A 22,038-nucleotide genomic window follows, 5' to 3' on the forward strand; every position below is an offset into this window, starting at 1 on the left:
CCGCGCAGGCCATATCACGCAAAGTGCGGTGCTTATGGTTTATGGGAATAAGGGACAACAGTCCAACCAGTGGTGAGACATTTAAGTTCGCCAGACTTCATCTGCAGCGATGCGGATGGCCTCATCGCTGGCAAGCCAGCTCCCACAGAGACCGAGTCTTCACACGATTTGTGTTTGGCAGAAACTCCCTGTGGGAGCTGGCTTGCCAGCGATAGCGCCAGTCGGTGCGACGCCATCATCCGCCAGCAAGCGCAAATTCAACCGCAGCCCCGCCCCCGTGTTTTCCGCCCAGAGCAACCCGCCCTGGCGCTGCACCGCGTTGCGGGCAATGCTCAAGCCCAGGCCAAAGCCACCATCCCCGGGTCTCGATCCGTCCAATCGAATGAACGGCGAAAAGATCCGCTGCAGATCTTCGTCAGCCACGCCGCCGCCCTGATCCTCCAGCCACAAATGCCAATACTCGCCATCGCGCCGTGCATCGAGACGCACGATGCCGCCCTCGGGCGAGTGACGAATGGCGTTGCGCAGGATGTTTTCCAGCGCTTGCGCGAGGGTATTGAGGTTGCCGCGCACCCAACACGAAGCTTCGACCGAGCATTGCAATTGCAGGCTCGGCCAGCCGCTTTCATAACAGGCGTTGTCGGTGATCATTTCCCACAGTGCCTGAATCTGGATCGCTTCATTTGGTAACGGCGAGCGGTCGGTGTCGAGCCAGGCCAGTTGCAGGGTGTCTTCGACCAGCCGCTGCATGCCGTCGACTTCGCGGCCGATGCGCTCGCGCAATTGCGCCAGGCCCTGTTCGCTTTCGCTGGCCACGCGCAGACGGCTCAGCGGCGTGCGCAGTTCGTGGGACAAGTCGCGCAATAACTGCTGCTGCAAGGCGACGGTGGTTTGCAGGCGCTCGGACATGGAATCGAAGGCCCGCGCCAGCTCACCGAGTTCGTCCGGGCGCTGGGTGATGCCGCTCGACAGGCGCACATTCAACTGGTCCGCGCGCCAGGCGTTGGCCTGTTCGCGCAGGTTGTTCAGCGGCACCACCAGCAGGCGATACAGGCCGACACAGAGCAACAGGGTGAACAGCCCGGGAATCACGCCGTTGGTGATCACCCGCCAGAACACCCGGTACTTGCCCGGAACAAAGCGCTCGGGCAACTCGATGACCAGAATGCCGGCGGCCGGATCCTGCGGGAACGGCACCCGCAGCCAAGGTCGGCCCTTCTTGTGGATCGGCCAGTCGAGGCCGCGCAGGAAGGTCAGGTGCTGCACCTCCGCGGCGTTCAACGGCTGATTGCTCAGCGACTGCAAATCAGCGCCGATCACGCCGACCCAACTGGCCTCGCGCAATTCCATGCTTTGCAACCAGTCATCGACGCCACTGCGCGCGCCGCGCTGCCACGCCTGTTCGGCTTGCGCGGCGTAACGGCTGAGGGTGCTGCGGGCGTCACTGGAGAGGAACTGATTGCGCTCCTCCATGTAGCGGCCCCACGACCAGCTCAGCCAGATCATCAGCAGACAGAACGCCACCAGCAGGCACGCCAGTTTCCAGAACAGCGAATGCCGCCCCGGCAGTTCAGACAGTTTCATCGGCGCCACTCAAGACATAGCCCTTGCCCCACACCGTGCGCACTTCACGCTCGGTGTAACCGATGGCTTTGAGTTTGCGACGGATCTGGCTGATGTGCATGTCGAGGCTGCGATCGTGCGCCGCAAAGCCGCGTTGCAGGACGTGCTGATAAAGGAAGGCCTTGCTCAGTACTTCCTCGTTGTTGCGATGCAGGGTTTCCAGCAGACGGAATTCGCTGCGGGTCAACCCGGCCGCTTGCTCGCGGTAGAACACGTCGCAGTGTTCGTCATCGAAACGCAGGGCGCCGCTGACCACCGCAGCGGTAATCGCAGGCGGGCGCCGATCCAAGGCCACGCGGCGCAGGATCGCTTCGATGCGCACATGCAACTCGGCCATGCTGAACGGCTTGGGCAGATAGTCATCGGCACCGAGGCGGAAACCGCTGATGCGATCGGCCTCGGCACCCAGCGCCGACATCAGCAACACCGGCGTCGAATGGCTCTGCCGCAATTGCGTCAACAACTGCAGACCATCGAGCCCCGGCAGCAGGATATCCATCAGCACCACGTCGAAAGGCTGACGCTGGGCGATGTTCAGACCTTCCTGGCCGTTCTGGCACCAGGTCACCTGAAAACCGCTGCGGTCCAGATGCTCGTGCACATACGCGCCGAGGACCGGATCGTCTTCAATGGAAAGGATGCGTGGCTGGCCAACGGAAACAGGAGTCATGAGTATCTGCAAGTAATTCTCAGTTGGCGGATTATTCAAGATTGTCCGACAGCGGGCAACACAAGCTTGGCCTGTCGGACGAACGAGTGCGTGGGCGGCGCTGCATTTTCCGCAAGATTGCCCGCCTGCAAATCGCTACACTGCGCCCATGTCGCGTGCCGGATGCACGCATGTGTCAACAGATCAGCGGGATGCGGGAGATAGGCGTGCTCAAGAAACTGGGAATCAAAGGTCGCGTGCTGTTGCTGACCTTGTTGCCGACCAGCCTGATGGCGCTGGTGCTGGGTGGCTATTTCACCTGGACGCAGCAGACCGACCTGCACAGCCAATTGATGCAGCGCGGCGAAATGATCGCCGAGCAACTGGCGCCACTGGTGGCGCCGGCGATGGGCCACGGCGACGCCGATCTGCTTGAACGCATCGCCACCCAGTCCCTTGAACAACCCGACGTGCGCGCGGTGACCTTCCTCGCGGCGGACCGCTCGCCACTGGCCCACGCCGGCCCGACCATGCTCAATCAGGCCCCGAGCGGCGACAGCGCGCTGCTGCAACGACGCAGCGGCAATGACGCAACGCGCTACCTGATGCCGGTGTTCGGCAAGCACCGCAACCTCGCCGGTGAAATCATTCCCGAAGAATCCGAACGCCTGCTCGGCTGGGTCGAGCTGGAGCTGTCGCACAACGGCATGTTGCTGCGCGGCTATCGCAGCCTGTTCGCCAGCCTGCTGCTGATCGCCGCCGGACTTGCCGGCGCCGCCCTCCTCGCGTTGCGCATGGGCCGCACCATCAACCGTCCGCTGAGCCAGATCAAACAAGCGGTTGCGCAACTCAAGGACGGTCATCTGGAAACCCGTTTGCCGCCCCTCGGCAGCCAGGAACTGGACGAACTGGCCTCGGGTATCAACCGCATGGCCGGCACCTTGCAAAACGCTCGCGAAGAATTGCAGCACAGCGTCGATCAGGCCACCGAAGACGTGCGGCAGAATCTGGAAACCATCGAGATCCAGAACATCGAACTGGACCTGGCGCGCAAAGAAGCGCTGGAAGCCAGCCGGATCAAATCCGAATTCCTCGCCAACATGAGCCACGAGATCCGCACGCCGCTGAACGGCATTCTCGGCTTCACTCACCTGTTGCAGAAAAGCGAACTGACCCCGCGCCAGCTCGACTATCTGGGCACCATCGAAAAGTCCGCCGACAGCCTGTTGGGAATCATCAACGAGATTCTCGACTTCTCGAAGATCGAGGCCGGCAAACTGGTTCTCGACCACATTCCGTTCAACCTGCGTGATCTGTTGCAGGACACCCTGACCATCCTCGCCCCGGCGGCGCACGCCAAGCAGCTTGAGCTGGTCAGCCTGGTCTATCGCGATACACCGCTGTCGCTGGTCGGCGATCCGCTGCGCCTGAAGCAGATCCTCACCAACCTGGTCAGCAACGCGATCAAGTTCACCCGCGAAGGCACCATCGTCGCCCGGGCGATGCTCGAAGACGAACACGAAGACAGCGTGCAACTGCGCATCAGCATTCAGGACACCGGCATCGGTCTGTCGAGTCAGGATGTCCGCGCGCTGTTCCAGGCTTTCAGTCAGGCCGACAATTCGCTGTCGCGCCAACCCGGCGGCACCGGCCTGGGGCTGGTGATTTCCAAGCGCCTGATCGAACAGATGGGCGGCGAGATCGGCGTCGACAGCACGCCGGGCGAGGGCTCGGAATTCTGGATCAGCCTGAGCCTGCCCAAGACTCGCGACGACGCCGAAGACCTGCCCGCCGCGCCATTGCTCGGACGCCGTGTGGCGGTGCTGGAAAACCACGAACTGGCGCGTCAGGCCTTGCAACATCAGCTGGAAGACTGCGGACTGCAAGTTACGCCGTTCAATACCCTGGAAAGCCTGAGCAATGGCGTTACCGGCGCGCATCAGACCGATCAGGCGATCGATCTGGCGGTGATCGGCATCACCAGCAATGACATGCTCCCGGAGCGTTTGAATCAGCACATCTGGGACCTTGAACATCTGGGCTGCAAAGTGCTGGTGCTGTGCCCGACCACCGAACAGACGCTGTTTCATCTGTCGGTGCCCAACCCGCACAGCCAGCTGCAAGCCAAACCGGCGTGTACGCGCAAGCTGCGCCGGGCGTTGTCCGATCTGGTCAATCCGCGCCAGCCCCGCAGCGAACCGGGCGAGCCGCTGTCCAGCCGTGCGCCGCGCGTGCTGTGTGTCGACGACAACCCGGCGAATCTGTTGCTGGTGCAGACCCTGCTCGAAGACATGGGCGCCCGAGTGCTCGCGGTGGAAAGCGGTTACGCGGCCGTCAAAGCCGTGCAGAGCGAATCTTTCGATCTGGTGCTGATGGACGTGCAGATGCCGGGCATGGACGGTCGCCAGACCACCGAAACCATTCGCCAGTGGGAAAGCGAGCGGCATTGCACGCCGCTGCCGATCGTCGCCCTCACCGCCCACGCCATGGCCAACGAAAAACGCGCGCTGCTGCAAAGCGGCATGGACGACTACCTGACCAAACCGATCAGCGAGCGGCAACTGGCGCAGGTGGTGTTGAAGTGGACCGGACTGGCCCTGCGCAATCAGGCGCCGGAGCGCGGCGGCGACAGCGCGGCGAGTCAGCAGGAACTGCCAGTGCTCGATCACGAAGAAGGCTTGCGTCTGGCGGCCGGCAAGGCGGATCTGGCGGCGGACATGCTCGCCATGCTGCTGGCGTCGCTGGAAGCCGACCGCGAAGCGATTCGCGCCGCCCGTGACAGCCACGACCAGAATGCCCTGCTCGAACGCGTGCACCGTTTGCATGGCGCGACCCGTTATTGCGGCGTGCCACAACTGCGCGCCGCCTGCCAGCGCAGCGAAACCCTGCTCAAGCAGGACGATCCGAAAGCCGCCGCCGCGCTGGATGAACTGGAGCGCTCGATCAATCGACTCGCCGCGCAGGCGCGCATCAGCGCCTGATCCACGGCAAGGCACGGCGCGCGCAAAGCGCTACAGTTGTCGCGGGCCATTGCGGCCCGCGTCGATGTTCCAGGAGGATTCATGCGCACAATCTTTTTCAGCAGTCAGACCTACGATCGCGACAGCTTCCTCGGCGCCGACTGCCCGGCCGGGCTTGAATTGCATTTTCAAGCGGCGCGACTGAGCCTCGATACGGCGGCGCTGGCCGAGCAGCACGAGGTGGTCTGCGCGTTCATCAATGACGACCTCAGCGCCCCGGTGCTGGAACGCCTCGCGGCTGGCGGCACGCGGCTGATTGCCCTGCGTTCGGCGGGTTACAACCATGTCGACCTGCCAGCGGCGAAACGCCTTGGCCTGGCCGTCGTGCGTGTCCCGGCCTACTCGCCGCACGCCGTGGCCGAACATGCGGTGGCGCTGATCCTCGCCCTCAATCGTCGCTTGCACCGTGCCTACAACCGCACCCGCGAAGGCGATTTCAGCCTGCATGGCCTGACTGGTTTCGATCTGGTCGGCAAAACCGTCGGCATCGTCGGCACCGGGCAGATTGGTGCAACGTTCGCGAAAATCATGCACGGCTTCGGCTGTGAATTGCTGGCCTACGATCCGTATCCCAATCCCGAGGTGCTGGCCTTGGGCGCACGTTATCTGAGCCTGCCGGAATTGCTCGCGCAGTCGCGGATCATCAGCCTGCATTGCCCGCTCAACGAGCAGAGCAAGCACCTGATCAATCGCGACTCACTGGCGCACATGCAGGCGGGGGCGATGCTGATCAACACCGGGCGTGGCGGGCTGGTGGACACGCCGGCGCTGATCGACGCGCTCAAGGACGGTCAACTCGGGTATCTGGGGCTGGATGTTTACGAGGAAGAGGCGCAGCTGTTTTTCGAGGATCGCTCCGACCTGCCGTTGCAGGACGATGTGCTGGCGCGTCTGCTGACGTTTCCCAACGTGATCATCACCGCGCATCAGGCGTTTCTGACCCGCGAAGCATTGGGCGCGATTGCCGCGACCACCCTGCACAACATCGCGACCTGGGCGGCAGGTGCGCCGCAGAACCAGGTCGAGGGTTGAACGGTTTTACTTGGACAGCGAAGACGCCAGGATCAGCAAGCCCAGCCAGCCGAACCCGAGCAGGCGCTGCTTGCTGGAGTGGCCGTTGCGCAGCAGGAACCAGACGAAAAACGCCGGTAGCAGAAACACCATGATTTTCAGCCAGCCCTCCACCGGGCGGCTGCCATCGGCGTTGAGCGGTTGCTGCTCCTCGCGGGCCTGTTCTGCGGCCTGCTGACGACGGCGACGCCCTGCTGCTGCCGGCATCACTTTGGGTAAAGGCTCGGACACTGGCGGCGCAACCGCCTCGGGCACTGCGTTGTTGCGTGGCAGGCTGCCGAAGGAAATCGTCGCGGCTTGCACCGGTGCCGCCGTCGATTGCGCCTGCATGGCGGCGTGCTCGGCCATCGGCGCGCCGCAGTGAATGCACACCAGCGCTTCGGAACTGATGCTCCGCTTGCATTCATAACATTCGATCAGCGCCATGTTCCGTTCCTTCAGATTCGGGGGCCGGCAGTTTGCCATGACTGTCGCTGCATTTGAACCGGATCGAAGGTCGCACGCGTGCATCATTCTGCAATCGAGCCCGTGCTAGCATGTCGCGCATATTTGGAGGACCCATGGTCGAACACGATTTCCGCTACACCCTCATGAACCCGCAACACACCCTCACCGAATGCCGCGCCCTGGTTCCAGGCCGCTATCAGGTGACCGGCAACGGTGGCTCGATCCGTATCGGCGATGCCCTGTTGGTCACGCTCAAAGGCAGCAAGGATTTGTCCATGCGCCTGACCGTCGACACGGTGCGCCACCTGATCAATCCGCCAGGCCAATGGACCGCGATGACCACAGGCCCGGTGTTCGGCGAACTGGCCATTCACACCTGGCAGGTCAACTGCGACAGCTGCGCGAAAGAGCTGAGTTTCGAATTCGCCGTGGATGCCAAACTCGGCAAGACCGCCGAGAAACCTGCCGCCACCGCGCGCATCGCCGAGCTCGGCTGGAAAGCCGTCGGCGACAAGCACCTGTGCCCGAAATGCCAGGAGCCTGCATGATGAAACGCCTCGCCCTGACCGCACTGATCGGTGTCGGCCTGGCTGGTTGCGCCGCAGAGCCGGTGCAACTGCAGCACAACCGCAGCTACATTCTGGAATGGATCGGCGAGCGGCCATTGATGGATTACAGCCACCTGACCGTGACCCTCGGCGATGACGGCCGCGCCTACGGCAACGGCGGCTGCAACCATTGGTTCGCGCCGTACACGCAGGACGGCGACAAGCTGACTTTCGGCAAGATCGGCAAGACCCGCAAGCTCTGCGCCCCGGCGTTGATGGAGCAGGAACAACGGTTCTTGCAGGCGCTGGAAAAAGTCGAGCGCTGGGACATTTCGCCCATCGAGCAGATACGCTTCTGGCCGGCTCAAGGCAAACCGTTGCGCTGGTGGCTGGAAGAGGGCTGAGCCCCTTCTGTGCCCGCAGGGGTTACCTGTGGCGAGGGGATTCATCCCCGTTGGGTCGCGTGCGCAGTTCCAGGCGAACTGCAAATTCAGGGCTGCTACGCAGCCCAACGGGGATGAATCCCCTCGCCACAGGTTACTTGTTCCGCAACGCCTCCAGCTTCGCCATTACCCCCGCCGCCGTCTGCTCACCCAGCAACTGCTCACGCACCTTGCCCTTGTCATCAATGATGAACGTCACCGGCAGCGCCTCACTGCGCGGCAAGTCGAACAGCTCGGCCGGATCCTGCGCCAGCACGGTGAACTTGATGCCGAGTTTTTCGCTCGCCTCTTTCAGCTCCGCGCCCTGCACATTGTCGAAGTTGACCCCGAACACACCGACGTTCTTGCTCTTGAGCTCATCAGCCAAATGATTCAACTCGGGAATTTCCGTGCGGCACGGGCCACACCATTCGGCCCAGTAATTGAGCACCACCCACTGCTTGTCCAGACGTTCGGACGCTACCTTCTGGCCGTTCTGGTCGATGCCGTAATCATTACCGCAGCCCCCCAGCATCAACGCCCCGATTATCGTCAATGCCGCTGCCAATCGCCGTGTCATGTCGTGTTCCTTGTGAAAATTCGAAAGCGCCTGCGACCCATCGCCTCTGACGGTTCTGGATTGCGCGCCGCACAGTTAGAATAGCCGCCACTTTACGCCAGAAGCGACCCGCCATGACCGATCTGACGCTTTATCACAATCCGCGCTGCTCGAAATCCCGCGGCGCGCTGGAACTGCTCGAAGCCCGCGGCTTGCATCCGACTGTCGTGCGCTACCTGGAAACGCCGCTCAGCGCCGCGCAGATCAAGGCCCTGCTCGGCAAGCTCGGGATCAGCGCGCGACAGCTGCTGCGCAGCGGTGAAGAGGAATACAAAACCCTGAATCTGGCCGACGCCAGCCTCAGCGAGCAGCAGCTGATCGACGCCATTGGTGCGCACCCGAAACTCATGGAACGGCCGATTCTGGAAGTCGGCGACAAGGCCGTCATCGGTCGCCCACCGGAAAACGTGCTGGAGTTGTTGCCATGAGCACGCCGTACATTCTGGTTCTCTATTACAGCCGCAACGGTTCGACCAACGAGATGGCCCGGCAGATCGCCCGTGGTATCGAGCAGGCCGGAATGGAAGCGCGTCTGCGTACGGTGCCGGCGATTTCCACCGAGTGCGAAGCGGTGGCGGCGGACATTCCCGCTGAAGGCGCGCTCTACGCCAGCCTCGATGATCTGAAGAACTGCGCCGGCCTCGCCTTGGGCAGTCCGACGCGTTTCGGCAACATGGCCGCGCCGCTCAAGTACTTCCTCGACGGCACCAGCAACCTCTGGCTGACTGGCGCGCTGGTCGGCAAACCGGCCGGTGTGTTCACCTCCACCGCCAGCCTGCACGGCGGTCAGGAAACCACGCTGTTGTCGATGATGTTGCCGCTGTTGCATCACGGCATGTTGATCACCGGCCTGCCCTACAGCGAATCGGCCCTGCTCGAAACCGAAGGTGGCGGCACGCCTTATGGCGCCAGCCATCACGCCGGTGCCGACGGCAAGAACGGTCTTGATCAGCATGAAGTGGCGCTGTGTCGCGCACTCGGTCTACGCTTGGCGAAAACCGCACAGAAGCTGGTGGGCTGATGGCGAAGAAGCCGAAAGTCCTGCCCTCGATAGAGTGGCTTGAGCCACGGGTGAAGGCGATGCGCGTGCTCAGCCTGCTGAGCTTTTTCGCCCTCGCCGGCTTGCTCGCTGTTTATTACCTGCTGTTCGCCGACCTGCATGGCGCGCGGCCTTGGGTGATTCTGCTCGTCGAGCTGATCCCGTGGCTGGTCCTCGCCCCGGCGATGATCATGGGCAGCGCCCGTGGCCATTCGTGGATGTGTTTTGTGGTGAACCTGTATTTCATCAAAGGCGCCCTGGCGGCGTACGACCCCAACCGGCAGTTGTTCGGCCTGCTGGAAATGGCCGCGAGCCTGGCGGTGTTCTGCTCGGCGCTGTTGTATGTGCGCTGGCGCTATCAGTTGAATCGCAAATTGGCGGGTGAAGGCGAGATCAGCGTCGCCTGACCAAGCGCTTTCGCGAGCAGGCTCGCTCCCACAGGGGAATGCATTCCAGATGTGGGAGCGAGCCTGCTCGCGAATGCAGCGACGCGGTCTTAATGGTTGACGGTATAGGCAAGCATCATCGAAATCTGGCTCATCGGCCGTCCGCCGCTCTGTTCGTGCCATTGGTTGAACGCGTTTTGCACCGTCGCCAGATCACGCTGGCTGGTCGGCACTTTGTCGACGATCTTCTGCGCATTCAGCGCCGCGACCACGTCGTAGCTCGGCACGAACGTGTCCTTGCCGACCATGCGCAAAAAGCGCGGCGCCGACAGCCCGCCGAGTTGGTGGCCGTGCTTTTTCAGGTAGGTCCACAGGCCGACGATATCGGTCACCGGCCAGTCGGCGATCAACGCGCCGAAGCTGCCCTTGTCCTTTTCCACATCGAGAATGAACTGCGCATTGCGCGGCACGCTTTTCAGCTTGCCCAGATGGCGGATGATCCGCGCGTCCTGCATCAGGCGCTCAAGGTGTTCGGCGCTCATCAGCACGACTTTTTCCGGATCGAACTTGAAGAACACCTCTTCGAACGCCGGCCACTTGGCGTCGACCAGGCTGTGCTTGAGCCCGGCGCGAAAAACCCGCAGGGCCATGGTCGAGAGGTAGCGGTCGTCGCGGATCTTGCGCAGTTGTGCGGGGGTCTTGGGAACGGGCAGATGGGCTTCCAGTTCAGCCGCCGAACCGAAACGGTTCAGACAGTATTCGTGCAGCCACTTGTAATCGCGCATGCCCTCTCCTGAGGTTTGGAAATGAATAACACATGCAGAAGCTGTCCCCTCAACCACAGGGCCTGCTTCTACAGGTTGTGTTTACAGATTGACGACATTGACGAAACGCGAAGCCGCGGTCTCGTCGATCTTCAGGCTGGTGAAGTCGAACAGGTTGCGGTCGGCCAGTTGCGACGGCACCACGTTTTGCAGGCTGCGGAAAATCGATTCGGTGCGGCCCGGGGTCTTGCGATCCCAGTCCTGGAGCATTTCCTTGACCACCTGGCGCTGCAGGTTTTCCTGCGAGCCGCAGAGGTTGCACGGGATGATCGGGAATTGCTTGAGGTCCGAGTAGGCCTGAATGTCCTTTTCGTTGCAGTAAGCCAGCGGACGAATCACCACGTTGCGGCCATCGTCGGCGCGCAGCTTCGGCGGCATCGCTTTCAGGGTGCCGTTGAAGAACATGTTGAGGAAGAACGTTTCGACGATGTCGTCGCGGTGATGACCGAGGGCCATTTTCGTCGCGCCGATTTCGTCAGCGAAGGTGTACAGGGTGCCGCGACGCAGGCGCGAGCACAGCGAACAGGTGGTCTTGCCTTCCGGCACCAGTTCCTTGACCACCGAGTAAGTGTCCTTCTCGACGATGTGGTACTCGATGCCCAGTTCTTTCAGGTAGGCCGGCAGCACGTGCTCGGGAAAGCCCGGCTGTTTCTGGTCCATGTTCACCGCGACGATGTCGAACTTGATCGGTGCAACCTTCTGCAGATGCATCAGCACGTCGAGCATGGTGTAGCTGTCCTTGCCCCCGGACAGGCAGACCATGACCTTGTCGCCATCTTCGATCATGTTGAAATCGGCGACCGCTTCGCCGGCCAGGCGGCGCAGGCGCTTTTGCAGTTTGTTCTGGTTGACCGTAAGAGTGCCCATGACGCGAAATCCGTGAGGTGTGACGAAAGGCCGGCATTTTACGCAAAAACCCCGGTAGCGCGAAGCATCTGTGGCGAGGGGAGTTATCCCCGCTGGGTTGCGAAGCAGCCCCAATACCTGAGAACTCGTATTGCCTGACACTGCGCGCTGAATGGGCTGGCGACTGCTGCGCAGCCGAACGGGGATAAATCCCCTCGCCACAAAAGTGTTTCAACTCCAAAAATGCCTTCCCCGCAAGACCCCGAGGCGATTATCCATCCCGTTTACAGCGCGATTTGCTCTAAGCCCGGCATACCGGTGCGTTGGAGTCCTTTCTATACTGCGACATAAGGTCGCACACATCTGAAGACCTGTATTTGCTCGGCCATCTTGGCCCGTAGGCGCTCCGTTGGGGGGCGATGGCAATGACAAGAGGAGTGAATGGCATGATCCATCACGTAGTGGGACTGTTTACCCACCCCGATCAGGAATGGAAGGAGATTCGTGGCGACCAAGAGGAAAGCATCAGCCACATGTACCTGACGCATACGCTGATTCTGGCGGCGATCCCCGCTGTATCGGCGTTCATCGGCACGACCCAGGTCGGTTGGGTGATCGGCAATCGCGCGCCGGTAATGCTCACGTTTGAAAGCGCCTTGTGGATGACCATCATGTCCTACCTGGCGATGCTCGGCGGGGTCGCGGTGATGGGCGCTTTCGTGCACTGGATGGCGCGCACCTATGACGCCAATCCAAGCCTGGCCCGTTGCGTGGCGTTTGCCACTTACACGGCGACACCGTTGTTTGTCGGCGGCCTGGCGGCGCTGTATCCGCATATGTGGCTGGGGATGATCGTCGGTACGGCGGCCATCTGCTACACGGTGTATCTGTTGTATGTCGGCTTGCCGACCTTCATGAACATCCCTTCGGATGAAGGTTTTCTGTTTTCCAGCTCGGTGCTCGCGGTTGGGCTGGTGGTGCTGGTGGCGATCATGGCGTTCACCGTGATTGTCTGGGGCCTGGGTGTCGGGCCGGTCTATACCAACTGACCTGTTTCCTCCCTGAGAAAAACAACATCTGCCAATACAGGCCGCCGCAAGGCGGCCTTCTCGTTGGGGCGACGACCATTCGGCAGGTCGGCGATTCGCAAGTCGCCGGGGTTGCGGCATACTCGGCGTCTCTGGAGATCCATCAAGCATGCCCGAGCAACTCAATACCCGCGTCGAAGATTGTTACCAACTCGCTGAATCCTTTTTCAAACGCTCCTTCAAACGCCCCGTCGTCAGTCTCAAGCTGCGCGGGCAGAAAGCCGGTGTCGCGCATCTGCACGAGAACCTGCTGCGCTTCAACCCGCAGCTATACCGGGAAAACACCGAACACTTCCTCAAGCAGACCGTGGCCCACGAAGTCGCCCACCTGATCGCTCATCAACTGTTCGGCGACCGCATCCAGCCCCATGGCGAGGAGTGGCAACTGATCATGCGCGGCGTCTACGAACTGCCGCCGGACCGCTGCCACACCTATGAAATCAAGCGGCGCAGCGTGACCCGCTACATCTACAAATGCCCGTGCCCCGACAGTGATTTCCCGTTTACCGCCCAGCGTCACGGTCTGGTGCGGCAAGGGCGGCGGTATCTGTGCCGGCGCTGCCGCAGTACGCTGGTGTTCAGTGGTGAGATGCGGGTGGAATAGTTGGTTCCTGTGTTGCTTTGACAGGCCCCTTCGCGAGCAGGCTCGCTCCCACAGGGGAATGCATTTCAATGTGGGAGCGAGCCTGCTCGCGAAGGCGGCGGCATGAGCGCTACAGAATCACCCTGGCCGAACGCAACTCGGCGATCCGCTTAGCACTCAAACCCAACTCCCCCAACACCTCCTCCGTATGCTGCCCCAACCCCGCGCCAACATGCCTTGGCGCCGGCAATGCCTCAGAGAATTTCAACGGACACGCCATCTGCGCCTGCGTCGTGCCATCGCCGCGTGGCACCTGCGTTACCAGATCCCGCGCCTGCAACTGCGGATGGCGCAGCGCCTCGCCCAGACTCAGTACCGGCTCGACACAGGCATCGATCCCGGCGAACAACTCACACAGTTCTGCAAAATCATGCCGTTCGAATTCGATGCGCAATGCCTCTTTCAAGGCCTGTTGTTGCTCAGGCCTGGGCGACAACCCTTGCGCGGCCAGTTCCGGCCGGCCCAGCGCCTTGCACAATTGCTGCATGAACGCTGGCTCCAGACTGCCCACCGACATCCAGCGCCCATCCCGGGTGCGGTAATAGTCATAGAAACTGCCGCCGTTGAGCATCTGATCTTCGCGGCCCGGTTCCGCGCCGCAGGCGAGATAGCCAGCGCCGGCCATGGCGTTCAGGCTGAACGCGCAGTCGGTCATGCTCACATCCAGATGGGTGCCCTGCCCGGTTTGCTGGCGGGCAATCACCGCTGCCAGCAAGCCGATCACGCCGTGCAGCGAGCCGCCCGCCACGTCCGCCACCTGCATGCCCAGCGGCAACGGCCCGCTGTCGGCGCGTCCGGTGTAACTGGCGAGTCCCGCCAGCGCCAGATAGTTGATGTCATGCCCGGCGCGCTCCTTGTACGGCCCGGTCTGGCCGTAACCGCTGATCGACACATAAATCAGCTTTGGATTGATCGCTTTCAACGCTTCATAACCCAGGCCCAGACGATCCATTACCCCGGGGCGAAACTGCTCGAGCACGATGTCGTACTCGTCCAGCAGTTGCTTGATGATCTGCAGCGCTTCGGGCTGTTTCAGATCCAGCGCCAGACTGCGCTTGTTGCGGTTCAGATAAGCGTGGCTGGCCGAGACCCCGCCATCATGCGGCGGCAGCACCCGCAGCAGATCCATACGCGTCGGCGATTCGATGCGCAGCACCTCGGCGCCCATGTCCGCCAGCAGCAACGAGGCGAACGGCCCCGGCAGCAAGGTGGAGAAATCGAGAATCTTCAGTGAGGCCAGCGGTGCAGACATGAGCGAACTCCTTGGGCGATGTACTCAGCCTAGGCAGCCATCGCCGTTGCGGCAATCACCGCAAATGTCAGCAGGTGTGACCGTTGCGCTCAAATTCCAGTGGCAAAAAAACCCGCCGAAGCGGGTTTTTCTGTGCAAGCGATGCTTACTTCACATTGCTCGGGGTTGGGCCTTCAGCCACACCCAGGTCGTCTTCTTCACGCTCGTCGGAGATACCGCGACCGCCGGAAGCCAGCTCGGTCTGCAGTTGATCGGTGTCCAGTTCCTTAACCCACTTGGCGACGACGATGGTCGCTACAGCGTTACCGACCAGGTTGGTCAGTGCGCGGGCTTCGGACATGAAACGGTCGATACCGAGGATCAGCGCCAGACCGGCAACCGGCAGGTGACCTACCGCCGACAGTGTCGCGGCCAGGACGATGAAGCCCGAACCGGTCACACCCGCCGCGCCTTTGGAGGACAGCAGCAGCACCAGCAACAGGGTGATCTGGTGGGTGATGTCCATGTGCGTGTCGGTCGCCTGGGCGATGAACACGGCGGCCATGGTCAGGTAGATCGAAGTACCGTCGAGGTTGAACGAGTAACCGGTCGGGATCACCAGACCGACTACCGATTTCTGCGCACCCAGACGCTCCATCTTGATCAGCATGCGTGGCAGTGCCGATTCCGACGAGGACGTACCCAGTACGATCAACAGTTCTTCACGAATGTAGCGCACCAGCTTGAACACGCTGAAACCGTGAGCCCGGCAAATCGCACCCAGCACCAGCACGACGAACAGGACGCAGGTGATGTAGAAGCAGATCATCAACTGGCCCAGTTGCACCAGCGAGCCGACACCGTAGGCACCGATGGTGAACGCCATGGCACCGAACGCACCCAATGGCGCCAGTTTCATGATCATGTTGATGATGTTGAACATCACGTGGGCGAAGCGATCGATCATGTCCAGCAGCGGACGACCGTACGAGCCGAGGCGATGCAGGGCGTAGCCGAAGATCACCGAGAACATCAGCACTTGCAGGATGTCACCGGTGGCGAACGCGCCGACGATGGTGTTCGGGATCACATTGAGGAGGAAACCGACAATGCTCTGGTCTTTACTGGCCGTCACATAGGTGGCGATTTTCGAGGCGTCGAGGGTGGTGACGTCGATGTGCATGCCGGCGCCCGGCTGCACAACGTTGACCACGATCAGACCGATCAGCAGGGCAATGGTGGAAACGATTTCGAAGTACAGCAGCGCGTAGCCGCCGGTCTTGCCCACCGACTTCATGTTCTGCATGCCGGCGATGCCGCTGACAACAGTACAGAAGATGATCGGGGCGATGACCATTTTGATCAGCTTGATGAAGCCGTCACCCAGTGGCTTGAGGGCCACACCGGTCTGCGGATAGAAGTGACCAAGCAGGATGCCGATGGCGATGGCAACGATCACCTGGAAATACAGGGATTTGTACAGTGGCTGACGAGTCGTCATTGCAGGTTTCCTCAAGCGTCCAGCGGCAACATCCATCTGTCGAGCGCTGAACCTTAATTGCGAACCCTCCTGCACTGGAGGGATTTGTTGTTGGAACGGCATTCTTCCCGGTCGGAGAAATGCACGCTTCTGTCGCTTGTATCGCAAACGTCGTGCCAGATTGGTGCGAATGGCAGCAAGCCTTTTGATATCAGGGGCTGCGGGATTTTCCTGTCACCAATCAGTGACTTGAGGCATGGCGGATTTCCGCCAACTCAGCGTTCAGCGTCCTGCAATTTGGCGGAAATCCGCCTTGTTGCGTTGCCGGCCCGCCGTTACGATCGTTGACTGAACAAGGATTGCCGCTTATGCGCGAACGCACCATCGCCAGCCATTTCGCCCGTGCCGCCCTTGGCGGTGCCCGCCGTCGCGGCCTGGATTATTCAGGGCTGTTGCAGCAACTGGGGATCAGCCCGGAGTTGCTCGACGAGCCCCGCGCGCGGATTGCCCCGGAGCAGTTCACCCGACTGATTCAGGGCTTGTGGCTGGCGCTGGACGACGAATACCTGGGTTTCGGCAATGCGCCGAGCAAACCCGGCAGCTTCGCCATGATGTGCCACGCCTCGATTCACTGCCGCAACCTGGAGAAGGCTCTGCAACGCGGTTTGTTGTTTTACAGCCTGTTCCCCGACGCCCCACGCCTGACTCTGCGTCGCGAAGACGAATGGGTGCGTTTGAGCCTGGACGACGCGCAGTTGTGGGACCCGGATCATTTTCTCAGCGAGAGTCTGTTGGTGATCTGGCACCGCCTCGGCAGTTGGCTGATCGGCCAGCGCATTCGCCTCGAGCAGGCAACCTTCAGCTATCCGCGCCCCGAGCACGGCAGCGAATACGACCTGCTGTTCCCCTGCCCGCTGACCTTTGATGCCGAGCAGAGCAGCCTGCTGTTTCACAGTCGCTACCTGGCCATGCCGCTGTTGCAGGACGAACGCACGCTCAAGCATTTTCTCGAACGCTCCCCCGCCGACCTGCTCTCACGCCCGGACGACGGCGACAGCCTGAGCAGCCGCCTGCGCCGCTTGCTCAGCCGCGATGCCGCGCACTGGCCTGATCTGGAAGCCGTCGCCGCGCATCTGCATATCAGCCCGCAAACCTTGCGCCGGCACTTGCGCGAGGAAGGCAGCAGTTTTCAGGAGCTCAAGGATCAGCTGCGGCGGGATATCGCCATCTATCATCTGGGCCGGGCGGAGCTGTCGTTGCAACAGATTGCCGAGCAGCTCGGGTTCTCTGAGCCTTCGGCGTTTCATCGGGCGTTCAAGAAATGGACGGGGCTGACACCGGGGGCTTATCGGGCACAGGAGTTGTGAAGTCAGACGCCTTCGCGAGCAGGCTCGCTCCCACAGGAGAATGCGTTTCAAGGTGGGATCGAGCCTGCTCGCGAAGAGGCTGGCACTGCCAACCTTCACACCGCCGGAAAATGAATCCTGAACGCCGCCCCGCCCATCGGTGAATCACCCAAAGCCAAACGCGCGTTGTAGCTTTCGATGATGTCCTTGACCACTGCCAGCCCGATGCCCTGCCCGGGATGCTGGGCGTCCAGGCGTTCGCCGCGTTCCAGAATCCGCGCACGCTGATCGAGGGGCACGCCCGGGCCATCATCCTCGACGCACAATTCGATCCCGGCCAAGGACTCGCGCACGCTGACCCGCACTTCGCCGAGGCACAGGCGATAGGCGTTTTCCAGCAGGTTGCCGAGCATTTCCAGCAAGGCGCCCTGCTCGATCGGCACGTAGCAATGCTCGGGCAGATCAAAGGTCACGCGCACATGTTTGTCGCGGTAGACCTTGTCCAGCGTATCGCACAGGCTTTTGAGCACCGGTTGCAGGCGCACCTGATGGCGCACCAGACCGCTTTTGCGCAGGCTGGCCCGTTGCAGCTGGTAGCTGATCTGCTGGCTCATGCGTTCGATCTGACTTTGCAGGACCCAGGCCTGATCGCGGTCTGCGGGGCGCTGGGCCATGTCTTCGCTGACGCCTTGCAGCACCGCCAACGGGGTTTTCAGGCTGTGGGCGAGGTCGTCGAGGGAGTCGCGGTAGCGGCTGCGTTGCTGGCGTTCGCTGAGCAGCAAGCGGTTGAGCGAGCCGGTCAGGCGCAGCAGTTCACGCGGGTGTTTTTCCGTCAGGCTTTCGCGGGTACCGCCTTCGATTTCGTCGAGTTCCTGGCTCAAGCGGCGCAAGGCCTTGAGGCCCCAGGTCAGGCCGATCCATAGCAGTGCCAGTAAGACCAGCAATGCCGCGCCGAAGCCCAGATAGAGATTTTCGCGCAGGCCTTCGAGGGTGGTTTCGTATTCACGCACCGGTTGCAGAGCGACGATGCTGAACGCTGCGCTTTTGCCGCCGAGCAGTTTGACTTCGACGTCGTAGACGAAGAACTCCTGACCGCTGGCTTCACGAATCCGCGCGAACTCATTGCCGAGGCCGTCGTAGCGCGGTTTGTAGTTGATCTGCTCTTCCTGAGTGGCTTTCGAACGCCACACCAGTTTGCCGTCGCGGTCGTAGATATAGCCGAGCAAGCGGAAATCGGTGAGGTTAAAGCGCTCGTCGGGCAATTGCGACGGCATCACCAGCCGACCGTTTTCCACCCGCGCGGCGGAGATCAATGTGGTGACGTCGGAGGCCAGACGTTGCTCGATCGAGTCCTGCAAGGCAAGGCTGAAGGCGCCCTGCATCGCCGGCAACAAAGCGAGCATGAACAACACCGCCAACGTGGTGGCGGCGAGCATCAAGCGAACGCGAAGGGAACGGATCAAGTGCAGCGCTCATTGAACAGGTAGCCGAGGCCGCGCACGGTGTCGATCGGTTTGAACCCGGCCGGGCCTTCGAGCTTGCGGCGCAGACGGCCGACCAGCACTTCGATGACATTCGGATCGCGCTCGTCATCGTCCGGATAGAGCTGCTCCATCAAGCGATCCTTGGGCACTACCTGCTGATGGTGGCGCATGAGGTATTCGAGGATGCGGTATTCGTAAGCGGTCAGCGCCAACGGTTGCTCGTCGAGACTGGCCTGTTTGCGATTGAGGTCGAGCAGCAAAGGCCCGGCAACGATGGTCGACTGGGTGAATCCGCTGGAGCGGCGCAGCAATGCGTTCAGGCGTGCGTCGAGTTCTTCGAACTGAAACGGCTTGACCACGTAATCGTCGGCACCGGCGGCGAGCCCTTCGACCTTGTCCTGCCAATTGCCGCGCGCGGTGAGGATCAGGATCGGGAAGGTCTTGCCGCCCGAGCGCAACTGGCGGATCAGGTCGAGCCCGCCCATGCCCGGCAGGCCGAGATCGATCACCGCGAGATCGAAGTTGTACTGACCGGTCTGGTACAGCGCCTCCTCGGCATTGGCCACGGACTCGACCACATGACCGCTCTCCGTCAGACGGGTTTGCAGGTGATGACGCAACAGCGCCTCGTCTTCGACGACCAACAGTTTCATGCCTTTCTCCCTATCACTTGAACTCTCCAGGCAACTACCTGTGGGAGCGAGCCTGCTCGCGAATACGGTGGATCAGCCAGGCAATTGGCGGCTGATACACCTTTCGCGAGCAGGCTCGCTCCCACACTTCAAACTGCGACAACCGCTTAGAAATAGTAGTTGGCCGACAGGTAGGTCTGCGCGCTGCTGGTCAAGTCCAGTGAGCCCTGTTTGCTGCCGCCGCTCTCTTTCATTTCGGTGCTGGCGTTGCTGCGCAGGTAACGGTAACCGAGTTCCACCGAGGTGTTCTGCGAAACTTGCTGCAACACACCGACCTGGCCACCGATGGCGTAACCGATGTCGCTGTCACGGCTGAAACCTGGCGAATCCTGCGTCAGCTTGCTCAGACCGGCCGTGGCGCCACCGAACAATTTGGTGCTGCCGCCCACCGGGTAGAACAGATCATAGCTGCCAAGCAGATTTTCCTGGCGCAGTTTAACGCCATTGTGCGAGCCGGAAACGTTGTCGTAAGTGGCGTAGTAGCGGCCCTGGCTGTTTTGCTGACCGAGGCGCATGCCGTAGGTGTTGTTGCCGTCGATGGCCCCAGTGACGTTGGGGTTGCCGAGGTTGTTGTTGAGCGCGTGGGACTTGTCGATCTTGTCGCTGGTCTGGCCGAATGTCAGGCCGGCGAAGTTGCTGGTGTCGTCGGCATTGGCCGCGATGCTGGAGCCTAACAGGGTAAAAGCCAGCAGCAATTTGTTTAAACGAGTCATGGGTATTTCCTCTTTCACAGTGCTGTTTGGGTATGGCGCAAGGTTACTGAGCCGCCCCTGTACGGCCCCTGAACCGTCTCTGAACCTGACCTGAACCGGATCGACTAGGCTGTTCTGACCACTTTCAATAAGGACACCCGACCATGCGCCTGTTCCTCGCCCTCACTTTGCTGGCGGTCAGCAGCCTCACCCAGGCTGCGATCAAGACTGAAGAAATCCCTTATCAAAGCGCCGACGGCAGCCAACTGATCGGCTACTACGCCTATGACGACGCGATCAAAGGCCCACGCCCCGGCGTTGTTGTGGTCCACGAATGGTGGGGGCTGAACGATTACGCCAAGCGCCGCGCGCGGGATTTCGCCGAACTCGGCTACAGTGCGCTGGCCATCGATATGTACGGCGACGGCAAAAACACCGAGCACCCGAAAGACGCCATGGCCTTCATGCAGGCAGCGACAAAGGATGCCGATGCCGCCAGTAAACGGTTCGCCGCCGGGCTCGATCTGTTGAAGAAGCAAAAGCAGACCGACCCGAACAAAATCGCCGCCGTCGGCTATTGCTTCGGTGGCGCCGTGGTGCTGAATGCGGCGCGTCAGGGTGTGCCGCTGGCCGGTGTGGTGAGTTTCCATGGCGCGCTGGCGACCAAGACCCCGGCGACTCCGGGCAGTGTGAAGGCGAAGATTCTCGTCGAGCATGGGGCGCTGGACAGCATGGTCACTCAGGACCACGTCACCGCGTTCAAGTCTGAGATGGACAAGGCCGGGGCGGACTACAAGTTCGTCAGTCTGGATGGCGCCAAGCATGGTTTCAGCAATCCGGATGCCGATCGCTTGAGCCATGGCGAGCATGGCGGGCCGGACATTGGTTACAACAAGGCGGCGGATGAAAAATCCTGGGCGGATATGCAGGCGTTCTTCAAGAAGATTTTCGGTTGAGTCAGTAACGACCGAGGCGCGGCTTTCGCGAGCAGGCTCGCTCCCACACCGGATATCTGTCGCCCAGAAGATCCCTTGTGGGAGCGAGCCTGCTCGCGAAGGCTTCACCGCCGATCTCGACCTCGCCCCGACTAACCGGCAAAATGCCCGCCATGAACTTCACCCCCGCCCTGCCCGCCTGCTGCACTGCGCTCGACAGCCACTGGCCGTTGCCGACGGTATTGGCCGATACCGTGCTGCTCAGTACTCACTTCGACCCGGCACGCCTGCTTGGCGATGATTTTCAGCGCAGCGCTGTGTTGGCGCCGCCGAGCATTCAGCGCTCGGTAGCCAAACGCCAGGCCGAATTTCTCGCCGGGCGCATTTGCGCCCGGGCCGCGCTGCAACAACTCGAAGGCCTGAATATCGTCCCGCCGATCGGCGACGATCGCGCCCCGGTGTGGCCGGCGCATATCTGCGGCTCGATCACCCACAGCACTGGCCGCGCGGCGGCGATTGTCGCCAACAAACAGCACTGGCGAGGCTTGGGCATGGATCTGGAAAACCTGTTGAGCCACGAGCGCGCCGAACGCCTGGCCGGGGAAATTCTCACGCCGGCGGAAATGCAGCGCATGGCGGCGGGTTCTCAGGAGCAACTGGCGCTGCGGGTGACCCTGACGTTTTCGGTCAAAGAAAGTTTGTTCAAGGCGCTCTACCCGATTGTGCAGCAGCGCTTTTATTTCGAGCATGCCGAAGTGCTGGAATGGACTGCGGCGGGCCAGGTCAGGCTGCGGCTGTTGACGGATCTGTCGAGGGAATGGCGCAATGGATCGGAGCTGGAGGCGCAGTTTGCAGTGCAGGATGGGCAGTTGTTGAGCCTGGTCAGTATTCAAGCCTGAGGATTTGCATTGTCTGTTATGGGGCCTTCGCGAGCAGGCTCGCTCCCACAGGGG

Annotated in this window: 23 protein-coding genes; 12 read left to right on the top strand and 11 right to left on the bottom strand. The window is 61.6% G+C overall.

Going from position 1 to position 22,038, the window contains the following annotated elements; translation table 11 throughout:
• Positions 1–159 precede the first annotated feature (159 nt).
• Together KVG87_RS17895 and KVG87_RS17900 are read right to left on the bottom strand one after the other, a co-directional pair.
• The gene (locus tag KVG87_RS17895) at positions 160–1,584 is read right to left on the bottom strand and encodes a sensor histidine kinase (protein WP_217851840.1); all 1,425 of its coding nucleotides are present in this window, start codon (positions 1,582–1,584) and stop codon (positions 160–162) included.
• Positions 1,571–2,293, bottom strand: coding sequence for a response regulator transcription factor (locus KVG87_RS17900; RefSeq protein WP_217851843.1), 723 nt, complete (start codon positions 2,291–2,293; stop codon positions 1,571–1,573). Before KVG87_RS17900 ends, KVG87_RS17895 begins: the two co-directional genes overlap by 14 nt.
• Positions 2,294–2,499: 206 nt before the next feature.
• Between KVG87_RS17900 and KVG87_RS17905 the strand changes: the two genes are divergently transcribed.
• Together KVG87_RS17905 and KVG87_RS17910 are read left to right on the top strand one after the other, a co-directional pair.
• The gene (locus KVG87_RS17905; protein ID WP_217851864.1) at positions 2,500–5,253 is read left to right on the top strand and encodes a response regulator; all 2,754 of its coding nucleotides are present in this window, start codon (positions 2,500–2,502) and stop codon (positions 5,251–5,253) included.
• An 81-nt stretch (positions 5,254–5,334) separates the two neighbouring features.
• Positions 5,335–6,324 carry a 2-hydroxyacid dehydrogenase gene (locus KVG87_RS17910; protein ID WP_150637580.1) on the top strand — a complete coding sequence of 330 codons (990 nt, stop codon included), beginning with the start codon at positions 5,335–5,337 and terminating at the stop codon, positions 6,322–6,324.
• Positions 6,325–6,330: 6 nt separating this feature from the next.
• Here KVG87_RS17910 and KVG87_RS17915 read toward each other — a convergent pair whose 3' ends face one another.
• Entirely contained in the window at positions 6,331–6,789 is a 459-nt protein-coding gene (locus KVG87_RS17915) for a hypothetical protein (protein ID WP_217851845.1), read from the bottom strand.
• 134 nt (positions 6,790–6,923) lie between these two features.
• On the opposite strand from KVG87_RS17915, the gene KVG87_RS17920 reads away from it, so the two are divergent.
• Positions 6,924–7,358 carry a hypothetical protein gene (locus tag KVG87_RS17920; protein WP_039757838.1) on the top strand — a complete coding sequence of 145 codons (435 nt, stop codon included), beginning with the start codon at positions 6,924–6,926 and terminating at the stop codon, positions 7,356–7,358.
• On the top strand, positions 7,358–7,762 hold the full coding sequence (locus KVG87_RS17925) for an META domain-containing protein (protein WP_217851866.1): 405 nt from the start codon (positions 7,358–7,360) through the stop codon (positions 7,760–7,762). Before KVG87_RS17920 ends, KVG87_RS17925 begins: the two co-directional genes overlap by 1 nt.
• A 133-nt stretch (positions 7,763–7,895) precedes the next feature.
• On the opposite strand, the gene KVG87_RS17930 is transcribed toward KVG87_RS17925, so the two are convergent.
• Complete coding sequence (locus KVG87_RS17930) at positions 7,896–8,360, bottom strand: TlpA disulfide reductase family protein (RefSeq protein WP_073472190.1); 465 nt, start codon at positions 8,358–8,360, stop codon at positions 7,896–7,898.
• Between the two features lie 113 nt (positions 8,361–8,473).
• Here KVG87_RS17930 and arsC point away from each other — a divergent pair, with 113 nt between their 5' ends.
• Genes arsC through KVG87_RS17945 form a run of 3 tightly spaced genes read left to right on the top strand, consistent with a single transcriptional unit; the run spans position 8,474 to position 9,845 of the window.
• Positions 8,474–8,827 (top strand): arsenate reductase (glutaredoxin), encoded by a 354-nt coding sequence (gene arsC, locus KVG87_RS17935; RefSeq protein WP_217851847.1) that lies wholly within the window; start codon positions 8,474–8,476, stop codon positions 8,825–8,827.
• Entirely contained in the window at positions 8,824–9,420 is a 597-nt protein-coding gene (gene wrbA / locus KVG87_RS17940; RefSeq protein WP_122611650.1) for an NAD(P)H:quinone oxidoreductase, read from the top strand. The genes arsC and wrbA overlap by 4 nt, the downstream gene beginning before the upstream one ends.
• The gene (locus tag KVG87_RS17945; RefSeq protein ID WP_016773633.1) at positions 9,420–9,845 is read left to right on the top strand and encodes a DUF2069 domain-containing protein; all 426 of its coding nucleotides are present in this window, start codon (positions 9,420–9,422) and stop codon (positions 9,843–9,845) included. The genes wrbA and KVG87_RS17945 overlap by 1 nt, the downstream gene beginning before the upstream one ends.
• Positions 9,846–9,934: 89 nt before the next feature.
• Here the strand turns inward: KVG87_RS17945 and KVG87_RS17950 are convergent, their stop codons facing one another.
• Positions 9,935–10,609, bottom strand: a complete 675-nt coding sequence (locus KVG87_RS17950; RefSeq protein WP_016773632.1) for a DNA-3-methyladenine glycosylase I — start codon at positions 10,607–10,609, stop codon at positions 9,935–9,937.
• Between the two features lie 81 nt (positions 10,610–10,690).
• Positions 10,691–11,515, bottom strand: a complete 825-nt coding sequence (ttcA, locus tag KVG87_RS17955) for a tRNA 2-thiocytidine(32) synthetase TtcA (RefSeq protein WP_024013975.1) — start codon at positions 11,513–11,515, stop codon at positions 10,691–10,693.
• A gap of 425 nt (positions 11,516–11,940) precedes the next feature.
• Between ttcA and KVG87_RS17960 the strand changes: the two genes are divergently transcribed.
• Positions 11,941–12,543, top strand: a complete 603-nt coding sequence (locus KVG87_RS17960; protein ID WP_016773629.1) for a Yip1 family protein — start codon at positions 11,941–11,943, stop codon at positions 12,541–12,543.
• 148 nt (positions 12,544–12,691) lie between these two features.
• A complete protein-coding gene (locus tag KVG87_RS17965; RefSeq protein WP_024013976.1) occupies positions 12,692–13,186 on the top strand; it encodes a SprT family zinc-dependent metalloprotease in 495 nt (164 codons plus the stop codon).
• 109 nt (positions 13,187–13,295) lie between these two features.
• On the opposite strand, the gene KVG87_RS17970 is transcribed toward KVG87_RS17965, so the two are convergent.
• Both KVG87_RS17970 and KVG87_RS17975 read right to left on the bottom strand, forming a co-directional pair.
• Positions 13,296–14,477 carry a CaiB/BaiF CoA transferase family protein gene (locus KVG87_RS17970; protein ID WP_217851848.1) on the bottom strand — a complete coding sequence of 394 codons (1,182 nt, stop codon included), beginning with the start codon at positions 14,475–14,477 and terminating at the stop codon, positions 13,296–13,298.
• Between the two features lie 145 nt (positions 14,478–14,622).
• Entirely contained in the window at positions 14,623–15,957 is a 1,335-nt protein-coding gene (locus KVG87_RS17975) for a dicarboxylate/amino acid:cation symporter (RefSeq protein WP_122611653.1), read from the bottom strand.
• 347 nt (positions 15,958–16,304) lie between these two features.
• Here KVG87_RS17975 and KVG87_RS17980 point away from each other — a divergent pair, with 347 nt between their 5' ends.
• A complete protein-coding gene (locus KVG87_RS17980; protein WP_217851850.1) occupies positions 16,305–17,303 on the top strand; it encodes an AraC family transcriptional regulator in 999 nt (332 codons plus the stop codon).
• A 95-nt stretch (positions 17,304–17,398) separates the two neighbouring features.
• Here KVG87_RS17980 and KVG87_RS17985 read toward each other — a convergent pair whose 3' ends face one another.
• The 3 genes from KVG87_RS17985 to KVG87_RS17995 all read right to left on the bottom strand — a co-directional run bounded on the left by KVG87_RS17985 (position 17,399) and on the right by KVG87_RS17995 (position 20,171).
• Complete coding sequence (locus KVG87_RS17985) at positions 17,399–18,745, bottom strand: ATP-binding protein (protein ID WP_073472181.1); 1,347 nt, start codon at positions 18,743–18,745, stop codon at positions 17,399–17,401.
• Positions 18,742–19,419 carry a response regulator transcription factor gene (locus KVG87_RS17990; RefSeq protein WP_016773623.1) on the bottom strand — a complete coding sequence of 226 codons (678 nt, stop codon included), beginning with the start codon at positions 19,417–19,419 and terminating at the stop codon, positions 18,742–18,744. Before KVG87_RS17990 ends, KVG87_RS17985 begins: the two co-directional genes overlap by 4 nt.
• Before the next feature lie 146 nt (positions 19,420–19,565).
• Positions 19,566–20,171, bottom strand: a complete 606-nt coding sequence (locus KVG87_RS17995) for a porin family protein (protein ID WP_217851852.1) — start codon at positions 20,169–20,171, stop codon at positions 19,566–19,568.
• A 143-nt stretch (positions 20,172–20,314) separates the two neighbouring features.
• Between KVG87_RS17995 and KVG87_RS18000 the strand changes: the two genes are divergently transcribed.
• Both KVG87_RS18000 and KVG87_RS18005 read left to right on the top strand, forming a co-directional pair.
• Positions 20,315–21,106: a dienelactone hydrolase family protein gene (locus KVG87_RS18000; protein WP_217851854.1), complete on the top strand. Its 792-nt coding sequence runs from the start codon at positions 20,315–20,317 to the stop codon at positions 21,104–21,106.
• A 152-nt stretch (positions 21,107–21,258) separates the two neighbouring features.
• Positions 21,259–21,984: a 4'-phosphopantetheinyl transferase family protein gene (locus KVG87_RS18005; RefSeq protein WP_217851856.1), complete on the top strand. Its 726-nt coding sequence runs from the start codon at positions 21,259–21,261 to the stop codon at positions 21,982–21,984.
• The last annotated feature ends 54 nt before the right edge of the window (positions 21,985–22,038 follow it).

Origin of the sequence: Pseudomonas siliginis, assembly GCF_019145195.1 — a bacterium.
Lineage (GTDB): Bacteria > Pseudomonadota > Gammaproteobacteria > Pseudomonadales > Pseudomonadaceae > Aquipseudomonas > Aquipseudomonas siliginis.